This is a genomic window from Azospirillum sp. B506 (genome assembly GCF_000333595.1).
Lineage (GTDB): Bacteria > Pseudomonadota > Alphaproteobacteria > Azospirillales > Azospirillaceae > Azospirillum.
In genome coordinates this window covers 1-9,146 of the sequence record NZ_BADK01000945.1, presented here as the reverse complement: position 1 = coordinate 9,146, position 9,146 = coordinate 1, and the positions used below count along the sequence as shown (strand labels likewise).

Below are 9,146 nucleotides of genomic sequence, written 5' to 3'. Positions count from 1 at the left end.
CGATCGCCATACCGGCGGCCAGCGAAATGGGCGCCGCTTTCGGCGCGGCCCGGCTCGGTCTGGTCGCCGCCACCGGGGCCAGGCCCGCCGACGTCTTCACACGTCCGCAGATCGTTGGGACGATCGAACCCGACGCCGACCATGCGGCCGGCTATGCCGAGGTCTTCGCCCATTGGCGGGCGCTGTACGCGCCGGTCCGCGCCGCGTCCGCCGCCCTGTCCTTCCACGCCGAGCGCGCAGCGCTGCCGGCCCGGCAACCGGCCGCCACCGTCCTGCCGCCCCATGGCGGAGTGTCGGCCAGCACCGGACATGCGTCCGCCGCCGCCGTCTGACCACACCAAAGAACAACGACCTTCCTGGAGAGGAAACGCCATGACCAGCCAGACTCCGCCTGCCGACGGCTTCTCCCGCCGCACCCTGCTCGGCGCGGGCGCCGCCCTCGCCGTCGCCAGCTTCATCGACAGCCGGTCGGCCTTCGCCGCCGCCGCGGGCGCCGATTACAAGTTCGCCGCCGCGTTGGGCTGGACCACCTACGACTCCGGTCGCCACCTCCAGGACGGCTTCAAGGCCGCGGTGAAGGAGATCGGCGGCCAGCTGACGACCACCGACGCCGGCTTCGATGCCAAGAAGCAGTCCGACCAGATCGACTCCCTGGTGGCGTCCAAGCCCGACGCCCTGTTCGTCACTCCGGCCGACGCGGTCGCCATCGCCCCGGCGGTGCAGCGCGCCATCAACGCCGGCATCCCGGTCTTCGCCGCCGACAGCATGATTCCGGGTGTCGCGGTCAAGACCACGGCGATGTCCAACAATTTCGGCATGGGCTTCCACACCGCCGACTTCATCGCCCGGAAGCTGAACGGCAAGGGCCGCATCGCCTGCGTCAAGCTCCCGCAGAACGAAAGCTGGGACCAGCGGACGCTCGGCATGGAATGGGCGCTGAAACGCTATCCCGACATCAAGATCGTCGCCGACTGGGCGTTCGCGCTGGCCGGCAACGTCACGCCGCGCCAGGCGGTGGACAACATCCTCACGGCCAACGCCGATCTCGACGCGGTGTGGTGCGCCTGGGACGGGGCGGCGGTGGAAGGCACGCTGGCCTGCCGCTCGGCCGACCGGTCCAACCTGATCCTTACCGGCATCGACGGCGGATCGCAGGCCTTCAACTACATCGCCAGCGGCACGCAGCTGAAGCTGTCGATGGCGCAGAGCTTCTACGAGATGGCCTATCTGGCCGTGCTCTACGCGCATGAACACAAGGCCGGCCGCAAGACGCCTCGCACCATCATCACGCCGACCTATGCGGTGACCCAGCCGATGCTGGCGAAGGGCATTCCCGACGATTACGACGTCCCCGGCCATGCCGAGAAGCTCGGATGGGTGCGCGCGGTCTGAACCGCCGCCGCCCGACGTCATGAACGCAATGGTCGAGGAGACTGTCGCATGGCCGCTCCTGTACTCCGCACCCGTGGCCTTTCCAAGCGTTTCGGCCTCGTCCACGCCCTGGCCGAAGTGGATTTCACCCTGGAAAAGGGGGAGATCCATGCGCTGCTCGGCGTCAACGGGGCCGGCAAATCCACCTTCATCAAGATCCTGTCCGGCCTGATCCAGCGGGATTCCGGCGACATCGAACTCGACGGCGCGCGGGTCGATTTCCACAGCCCCCGCGCCGCCATCGACCATGGCATCGCCGCCGTGCAGCAGCATCCGGAACTGGTCGCCGACCTGACCGGCTACGAGAACATCTATCTCGGCCGCGAGGGCAGGGGCAGGGGCTTCCTGTCCCGCATCGACCATGCCGAGCTGCGGCGGCGCGGCGACGCGCTGCTCGCCCGCTTTCCCGTCGACATCGATCTGTCCCGGCCTGTCGGCAGCCTGTCGGCGGTCGAGCGCGAGATCGTCGCCGTTCTCCAGGCACTGTCCCGCGACGGCATCAAGGTGATGATCCTGGACGAGCCGACATCGACCCTGACAGAGGTCGAGAAGGATGTCCTGTTCCGCATGATGGGGGCGCTGAAGGCGTCGGGGATTTCCATCCTCTACATCACGCACCGGCTGGAGGAGGTGATCGAGATCGCCGACCGCTTCACCGTGTTCCGGAGCGGCCGGCGCATCACCACCATGGAGTCCGCCGACATCCGTTCCAAGCGGCTGTCGCTCGCCGAGCTGATGCTGGGCGAGACCATCGACCACATCTTCCCGCCCAAGCCGGCGGACCGGCCGTCCGGCCCCATCGCCCTGTCGGTGCGCCGGCTGCGCCGCCCGGGCGCATTCGACGGCATCGATTTCGAGGTGCGCCATGGCGAGATCGTCGGCATCTTCGGTCTGGTCGGCTCCGGCCTGGACGAGTTGTCGAAGGCACTGTTCGGCGTCGACCGCGCCGAGAGCGGCAGCATCCTGATCGACGGGCGCGAGGTCAGTCCGCGCAGCCCGCGCGAGGCGTTGAAGGACGGCATCTTCCTGGTGCCCGGCGACCGCCGCACCGAGGGGCTGACGCTGACCCAGTCCTCGGTCTTCAACGTCAAGCTGGCCGACCTCGACCGGGCATCGGGACTCTTCGGCCTGCTGCGCCGCCGCCGCAACCGCCGCCGCGCCCGGGAACTCGCCGAGGTGGTGGCTCTGACGCCGCCCAATCTCGACCGCCCGGTGTCGAGCTTCAGCGGCGGCAACCAGCAGAAGATCGTCATCGCCAAGGGGCTGTTCACCGAAGCCAAGGTCTACATCTTCGTGGAACCGACCGTCGGGGTCGACATCGGCGCGCGTTCCAAGCTCTACGCCCTGATGCGGTCCCTGGCCGAACAGGCCGCCGTGATCGTGATGTCGACCGATTGTGACGAGGTCCATGGCCTCGCCGACCGCAGCTTCGCGCTCTACAAGGGCCGACAGATCGCCCCTCCGGCCGGCACGATGAGCCGCAACGACCTGCTGACCGCCGGCATCATGGGGAGACTCCAATGACCAGCTTCCGCATCCTGTCCCCGGCGCTGCTGCGCTGTCTGGGGGTGGTGGCGATGATCGCTGCGATCATCGCCGTCTTCACCGCGCTGGAGCCGCGTTACGCCTCCTACGGCAACCTGTCGGCGGTGACGCGGCACATGGCGGCCAACGGGCTGGCGGCGCTCGGCCTGACCTTCGTGGTGGTGGTCCGCCGGTTCGACCTGTCCTTTCCCGGCATCGCCTCGCTGGCGGCGGTGACGATCGGCTTCCTGATCGCCAGCGGCTACGGGCTGTGGTTCGCCATCGCCGCCGGGCTGGCCATCGGCATTCCGGTCGGGCTGCTCAACGGCTTCGCCATCGGCTATCTGCGGCTGCCGGACATCGTCGTCACCATCGGCTCCGGCTCCATCGCCGCCGGGCTGGCCTTCCTCTACACCGGCGGCCAGTCGATCTTTCAGAACTTCATCACCTCCGGCCTGCTCGACCTCAACGACACCCGGTTCTTCCGGATCAACGTCTCGGCCTATTTCCTGCTCGCCGCCTATTGCCTGGCCGGTCTGGTGCTGCACCGCTCGCGCTTCGGCGTCGCCCTCTACGCCACCGGCGAGAATCCGGTCGCCGCCCATTTCTCCGGCATCCGCGTCCGCGCCTGCGTCATGGCCGCCTTCGGCCTGTCCGCCGCCACCTCGGTGCTGGCCGTCCTGCTGCTGATCGCCGAATCCGGAGCCGCCAACACCAACCATGGCGCCACGCTGCTGATGCCGGCCTATGCCGGGGTCTATCTCGGCGCGGCCCTGCTGGGCGGCGCGTCGATCCCGGCGACCTTCGCGGGAACGCTGGTCATCACGATCCTGCTCGACGGCTTCTCGCTGCTCGGCCTGCCCTATTACTACAGCGACGGCATGGTCAGCGGCATCCTGCTGTTCGGGGTGGTCGTCTTCGACCCGCGCGTGCGCCGGCAGCTCCGCCGCCTCGCCGCCTCCGTCCTTCCCATCGCTCCGAACAGCGAGTTCCGGTCATGAGCATGATCACATCATCCGGACGCCTGCCGGCCCCGGCCCCGGCGCTGAAACTGGTCGGCCGCTGGTGGCTGCTGCTGCTGCTGATCGTCGCCGTCGGGCTGTTCACCCTGGAACGGCCGCAGATGATCGAGGCAGGCAATCTCGCCACCATCCTGCGCAGCGCCAGCCTGACCGCCATCATGGTGCTGGGGCTGAACTGGGTCGCCGCCGCCGGCAAGATCGACGTCAGCTTCATGCAGGTCGCGGCGCTTGCCAACATGACCGCCGCCTCCCTGCTGGCCGGCGGTGCGGGATGGCTGCCGGCCGGGCTGGCTGCGCTGGCCGTGGGCGGACTGGTCGGCGCGCTGAACGGCGTCCTGGTCGGGACCGCCCGGCTGTCGCCGCTGATCACCACCATCGCCACCGGCGGGATCTGCGCGTCGGCGGCGGCGGCGATCGGGCGGGGAACCTCCATCCGCATCGAGGATGCCGGCCCGATCGGCGAGCTGCTGTCCATGACCCTCGGCCCGGTCCCGCTCATCGCCGTCGGCGTCGCGCTGCTCTACCTCGCCGCCTGGTGGTGCCAGGAGCATCTCACCTTCGGCCGCTACGTCTACGCCACCGCCCAGAACGAGGAGGCGGCGTTGGAGGCCGGCATCCCGACCGGCCGGCTGATCCTGATCCTCTATGTGCTGTCCGGCCTCTTCGCCGCGGCCGCCGGGGTGATCCTGGTCGCCAGCCTGTCCTCCGGCCAGCCGATGATCGGCGCCTCCTATTTCATCGACGGCCTGACCGCCGTGCTCGTCGGCGGCATGATGATCCGCCTGGGCCAGCCCAATGTGATCGGGACCCTGACCGCGGTGCTGCTGCTCGCCGCCCTGGTCAGTGGCGGCGCCCTGCTCGGCTGGCCCGACTACCAGCGCGAGATCATCAAGGGTGCGCTGCTGATCTGCGGCGTGGCTCTGGCGGTGTGGATGGGCCGGTCGCGCGGCCAAGCCAATGGAAGGGGCTGAGACGATGGCCGCCAAAGGACCCTTCGTGATTGGCCTGGATTGCGGCACCGGCGGCGCGCGCGCCCTGGTCGCCGACCTCGCGGGCAACGTCCGCGGCCAGGGGACCTCCTGCTACGACACCCATTTCCCCCGGCCCGGCTGGGCCGAACAGACCCCGGCCGACTGGTGGCGGGCGGCCTGCCTGGCGATCCGCGCTGCCATGCGCGAGGCCGACGCGGCCCCGGACGACATCCTGGCGATCTCCGCCGATGGAACCTCCAGCACGCTGGTGGCCCTCGACGACGCCGGTGAGACGATCGGACCGGCGATCCTGTGGATGGACAACCGCGCCTCCGCCGAAGCCCGGCGGATGACGGCGACCGGCGATCCTGCCCTTGCCCGTTGCCGCGCCGGGGTCAGTTCGGAATGGATGATTCCCCGCCTGCTCTGGCTGAAGGACAGGCAACCCGGCCTGTTCGAGCGGGCCAGCCATTTCGTCGAGATGGCCGACTGGATCGCCTTCAAGCTGTCGGGCCGGCTGACCCTGGGCCTGAACCAGATCTGCAATCGCTGGTTCCATGACGGGCGGGCGGGCGGCTGGCCGACCGGCTTCTTTCGACGCATCGGGCTGGCCGGGATCNNACGACGCTTTNCCCGCGACATCCCTGCGCTCGGCACGCCGATCGGTCCGGTTTGCGCCGCGGCGCAGCGGGACACCGGCCTGTCCGGGCGCAGCCTGGTGGTCTGTGGCGGCACCGACGCCTATGTCGCCATGGTCGGACTCGATGTCTGCGCGCCCGGACGGACCGCCTTCATCACCGGCTCATCGCACCTGCTGCTGTGCATGACCGACGCCGAGCGCGAGGTTCCCGGCCTGTTCGGTCCCCATCCCGACTGCGTCGTGCCGGGGCTGTCGGTGCTGGAGGGCGGACAGGTCTCCTCCGGCTCGATCCTGAAATGGTGGCACGATCAGGTCGGCCGGGCCTTGTCGGTGGGGCCGGAGCCCTATGCCGAGATGCTCGACGGCGCGGCATCGGTGCCGATCGGCGCCGACGGTCTGATCGCGCTGGATTTCTGGCAGGGCAACCGCAATCCCCACACCGATTACGACCTTCAGGGTGCCATCTGGGGCCTCACCCTGCGGCACACGCCGCAGCACATCCTGCGCGCGCTCGCCGAATCGATCGCCTTCGGAACGCACAACATCCTGAAAACGCTGGCAGGCAACGGCATTCCGGTGTCGTCGATGACGGTGTGCGGCGGGGCGACCCGCAGTCGTTTCCTTCTCCAGATGCACGCCGACACCAGCGGCCTGCCGCTGGTCGTTCCCAAGGTCCGCGAGGCGACGGCGTTCGGCTCCGCCATCGTCGCGGCGGTCGGCGCCGAGGTCTGGCCATCGCTTCCGGAGGCCGCCGCGGCGATGGTGGTCGAGGAGGAAACCATCGAACCGGACATGGACGCCCATGACCGCTATCAGCCGTCCTTCGAGGCCTACCGGGCGACGCACGCGGCGCTGAAGCCGCTGATGAACGGCATGGCCGCACGGATGGCGGCGTCTCACTGATCTTCTCCTTCATCTGCAAGGGGTGAACCGGACAAGGCGCGGCGATGTCGCGCCAAAGCCGTCCCCTGCTTAAACGCCTTCAACAGGAATGGATCCTCGCTATGGCTCACATGGGTGATCTCGTCGCCGAAATGCTGGCGCGCTACGGCGTCGAACTGGTGTTCGGCATGCCCGGCGGACAGACGACGGCGCTGCATGACGGCATCTCGCGCCGCACCGACCGCATCCGTCACGTCCTGATGCGCGACGAGCGCAACGCCGCCTACGCCGCGGACGCCTATGCCCGGCTGACCGGCAAGCCGGGCGTCTGCGACGTCACGGTTGGGCCGGGTGCCAACCTGCTCCCGGCCGGCTTCATCGAGGCGCTCAACGCCTCGATCCCGATGATCGGCATTGTCGGGGAATTGCCGCTCGACTGGCTGACCCTGAAGGACAAGGGCATCGCCTCGCAGGGCTTCGACCAGCTGTCCTTCTTCAAGACGATCACCAAGGACTCCTGGCTGGTTCCCTCGGTCACCGCCTTGCCCGAAATGATCCGCACGGCGTTCCGTGTCGCCACATCGCCGCGTCCCGGCCCGGTCGCGCTGATCATCCCACATGACGTGTTCGATGCCGAGTGGGACGAAACGCTGGTCAAGATCGGCGTCGACGAGCGGGCGATCCGCGCGCCCTTCGTCCGCTCCGCCCCGGTCGGCTCGGCGGTGAGCGAGGCCATCGCCCTGATCCGCCGGGCCAAGCGCCCCGCCGTGGTGTTCGGCGGCGGTGTCCATGGCGCCGGTGCAATCGCCGAAGCCGGCGATTTCGCTGCCCGTTTGTCTGGGTTGGCGGTGACCAGCCTCACCGGCCGGGGCGCGGTCGCCGAAACCCTTCCCTATGCGGCCGGCACGCTGAATCCACTGGGTTCCTGGGCGGCCATCGAATTGATCAAGGAGGCCGACCTCGTCATCTGGTGCGGGTCGAAGGCGAGCCAGAACACCGCGATGAACTGGACGCTGCCGCTGCCGGAACAAGCCACCATCACCATCGATTGCGACCCGAACGAGCATGGCCGCACCTTCCAGCCGACCGTCGCCCTGTTCGGCGACGTACGCGAGGCGCTGAGCCTGCTCAACGCCTCGCTCGAACAGCAGCACAACCATGACTGGCTGTCGCGCATCGCCGCGGTGAAGGAGGAGGGGGAGGCCCAGAAGCGCGAGGAAATCCGGAGCGACCGCCTGCCCATCAACCCGCCGCGGGTGATGGCCGAACTGGCGGCCCGGCTGGGCGAGGACGACATCGTCGTGTCCGACGCCAGCTTCTCGGCGGGCTGGATCGCCAATTTCCTGCCGGTCCGCAAGGCTGGCCGCGGCTTCCTCTATGCGCGCGGACAGGGCGGTCTCGGCTACTCGGTTCCGGCGGCGGTCGGTGCGGCGGAGACCCGGCCCGGCAGCCGGATCGTCACCGTCGCCGGCGACGGCGCCTTCTCCTACACCGTCGGTGAGCTGGCGACCCAGGCGCAACGCAACCAGCGCGTCGTCAACATCGTGCTGAACAACGGGCGGCTCGGTTGGATCCAGCTCTGGCAGGAAATCTTCTTCAAGAATGTCCAGTCGGCGCTGCTGGAAAGCCAGAGCTGCCAGCCGAATTTCGCCGGTGCCGCCGCCGCCCTGGGACTGAAGGGCTTCTTCGTTGAAACGCCGGACCAGATCGGACCGGCGCTCGACGCCGCCTTCGCCCATGACGGCCCGTCTGTGGTGGAGATCCGCGTCGACGATCTGGCGACGCCGATCCACAGCTTCAAACGCCGGATGCGCGAGGGCGGCGACAGTCCCCGCCCGCGTCCGGGAACCGTCTACAAGCTGCGGGATTGGAAACAGTCTCCGACTCTCCTCGGCTGACGGCGGCAGGATCGCGATTCTTTGCAGGCCCGTCCGGCCAGTTGCATCAGACGCTCGGCGGTTCCGCCGAGCGTCACGAATTACGCGACGGTAAGCATGTCGCGCAGCGCTTCCGCGATGAGGCGCGGTGCCGCCGGCTGGTTGAGGCGATGGTGTGGCCGAACGGACGGCTCTGTCCAGCTCGCAGCTCGCGGCGCTCGATCACTCTGGCGGGGCGCGACGTGGGACGACGGTCCCGGCCGGGACCGCCCGGGCCTTCACCGTGCCGTCGGGCCGGAAAAGGATGTCCCGTCCACCACCTCCTGCCGCGCGACGGTGAAGGGTGACAGCATGTCGGCGTTCGGTTCGATGCCGAAGCCCGGATCGTCCGGCACCGTGACGGTGCCGTCGCCGTTGACGGCGGGACGGCCGCAGAGGTCCAGCAGGGGATTGGGGCCGGCATCGAATTCGAGGAACGGATAGCCTCCGGCACCGCTGCCGGTTCATGGTCAACGCGGCGAAGCCGATGTTCACCCGGTCGAGAAAGGCGGCGAAATAGCAGACCATCAAAATCGGCAGGATGCGCCATCCCACCTTGGCGATGATGTCGGATCACTCTTTCATCTTGGTTTCCTCCGGATTGCGCGGACTCCGCCACGCTTTGCCCGAATGACCAAGAGTGTCCGTTCATTGACATTGATAATCAAATAGCATGTCCTTGACATATAATATTTGGAAAACTGATATTAGAAACAGCCGACATGAGGCTCAGCATCGCGCAGCTGGAGGCCTTCTTCTG

General features: G+C 68.3%; 6 protein-coding genes and 1 pseudogene. All 7 read left to right on the top strand.

Annotated elements, in window-relative coordinates; translation table 11 throughout:
• Window positions 1-332 (top strand): annotated as a pseudogene (locus I71_RS29220) (hypothetical protein); the annotation flags it as partial.
• A 40-nt stretch (window positions 333-372) separates the two neighbouring features.
• Entirely contained in the window at window positions 373-1,392 is a 1,020-nt protein-coding gene (locus tag I71_RS29215) for a sugar ABC transporter substrate-binding protein (RefSeq protein WP_042702654.1), read from the top strand.
• Between the two features lie 48 nt (window positions 1,393-1,440).
• Window positions 1,441-2,955: a sugar ABC transporter ATP-binding protein gene (locus I71_RS29210; RefSeq protein ID WP_042702650.1), complete on the top strand. Its 1,515-nt coding sequence runs from the start codon at window positions 1,441-1,443 to the stop codon at window positions 2,953-2,955.
• Window positions 2,952-3,956: an ABC transporter permease gene (locus I71_RS29205; protein WP_042702647.1), complete on the top strand. Its 1,005-nt coding sequence runs from the start codon at window positions 2,952-2,954 to the stop codon at window positions 3,954-3,956. Before I71_RS29210 ends, I71_RS29205 begins: the two co-directional genes overlap by 4 nt.
• A complete protein-coding gene (locus I71_RS29200) occupies window positions 3,953-4,948 on the top strand; it encodes an ABC transporter permease (protein WP_049976394.1) in 996 nt (331 codons plus the stop codon). The genes I71_RS29205 and I71_RS29200 overlap by 4 nt, the downstream gene beginning before the upstream one ends.
• 25 nt (window positions 4,949-4,973) lie before the next feature.
• Window positions 4,974-6,491: a ribulokinase gene (locus tag I71_RS29195; RefSeq protein WP_211098450.1), complete on the top strand. Its 1,518-nt coding sequence runs from the start codon at window positions 4,974-4,976 to the stop codon at window positions 6,489-6,491.
• 101 nt (window positions 6,492-6,592) lie between these two features.
• Window positions 6,593-8,368, top strand: coding sequence for a thiamine pyrophosphate-binding protein (locus I71_RS29190; RefSeq protein WP_042702641.1), 1,776 nt, complete (start codon window positions 6,593-6,595; stop codon window positions 8,366-8,368).
• Window positions 8,369-9,146: the final 778 nt, after the last annotated feature.